Origin of the sequence: Kineococcus glutinatus (genome assembly GCF_039542765.1) — a bacterium.
GTDB lineage: Bacteria > Actinomycetota > Actinomycetes > Actinomycetales > Kineococcaceae > Kineococcus_A > Kineococcus_A glutinatus.
Window position 1 is genome coordinate 1 of the sequence record NZ_BAABIL010000852.1, and the last position, 1,534, is coordinate 1,534.

2 protein-coding genes are annotated in these 1,534 nt (G+C 75.8%); one reads left to right on the forward strand and one right to left on the reverse strand.

Translation table 11 applies throughout. The features are described from left to right. Positions 1-108 precede the first annotated feature (108 nt). On the reverse strand, positions 109-735 hold the full coding sequence (locus ABEB16_RS22020) for a superoxide dismutase (RefSeq protein WP_345714302.1): 627 nt from the start codon (positions 733-735) through the stop codon (positions 109-111). A gap of 199 nt (positions 736-934) precedes the next feature. Between ABEB16_RS22020 and ABEB16_RS22025 the strand changes: the two genes are divergently transcribed. Beyond that, positions 935-1,534 (forward strand): HAD family hydrolase (locus tag ABEB16_RS22025; RefSeq protein WP_345714303.1); only part of this gene is annotated, 600 nt, incomplete at its 3' end.

Here is a 1,534-nt window from a genome sequence, read left to right on the forward strand (position 1 = left end):
CGACCGCGCCGCCCGCAGCACGACCGCGCCCCCCGCCGCAGCGGCGGCGGCCGCACGCACGAGGGGCGCCGCCGGAGGACCGGCGGCGCCCCTCGTGGGCGGTGCGGCTCAGGCCGGGACGATGAGCCCGGCGGTCTGGGTGCGCGCGCGCTCGAAGCGCTGCTGCGCGTCGGCCCAGTTCACGACGTTCCACCACGCCTTGACGTAGTCGGCGCGCACGTTCTTGTAGTCGAGGTAGTAGGCGTGCTCCCACAGGTCCAGCAGCACGATCGGCACGAGACCGAGGGCGATGTTGGACTGCTGGTCGTAGAGCTGCACGATGATCAGCCGCTGCCCGACCGAGTCCCACGCCAGGATCGACCAGCCGGAACCCTGCACGCCCGCGGCCACGGCCGCGAAGTGCGCCTGGAACTTCTCGAACGAGCCGAAGCCCTCGTCGATCGCCGCGGCGAGCTCACCGGTCGGCTTGTCGCCGCCGTCCGGGGACAGGTTCGCCCAGAACGCCGAGTGGTTGACGTGCCCGCCCAGGTTGAAGGCCAGGTTCTTCTCGTGGAGGTTCACGGCGGCGAGGTCACCGGAGTCGCGCGCCGCGGCGAGCTTCTCCAGCGCCGTGTTGGCGCCGGTGACGTACGCCTGGTGGTGCTTGTCGTGGTGCAGCTCCATGATCTGGCCCGAGATGTGGGGCGCCAGCGCGGAGTAGTCGTACGGCAGGTCCGGCAGCGTGTAGTCGGCCACTGCTCTCCTCTTCCGGTCGTCTGGTCCGGACGCTCGTGCGAGGCGCCCGGCTGGCCGTCCGGTGCCGCGGCGGGACGTCGCGGGCGCCGGGTGCACCGCGCACCCTCCCGCAGGGCTGAGCCCTCCGCAAGGCGCGGCACCGCCATGATCGACCCCCCGTCCCGCCCGCCCGCAGCCACCCCCCGCATACCCTGGGCGCGTGCTCCAGCCGGACGCCGCCCCACCCGCCGCCCGCCCCACCCCACCGACGGCCCCCCCGACCGTCCCCGTCGTCGGCTTCGACCTCGACATGACGCTGGTGGACTCCTCCGAGGGGATCGGCGCCACCCTGCGCGCCGCCCTCGGCGAGTTCGGCGTGGACGTCCCCCCCGCCGCCGTGGACCCCTTCGCGGGGCTGCCGCTGGAGATGATCGTCGCCGGCGTCGCACCCGGCACCCCGCCGGACGTCGTGGCAGCGGCCGCCGCCCGCTACAAGGAGCTCTACCCCGCCCTCGGCGTCGCCTCCGTGCGCGCCTTCCCCGGCGCGGCGCGGGCGCTGGCCGCCCCCGCGGCCCACGGCGGGCGCGGCGTCGTCGTCAGCGCCAAGCACACCCCGAACGTGCACCGCGTGCTCGCCGCCGCCGGCCTCGACGCCGGCCTCGACCCCCGGGACGTGGCCGGCGACCTCTTCGGCGACGCCAAGGGCCCCTTCCTCGCCGCCGCCGGCGCCACCGGCTACGTGGGCAACCACCCCGGCGACGTCGCGGCCGAGCCGGTCGCCGGCGCCGTGGCCGTGGGCGTCACCACGGGCGCCCACGAC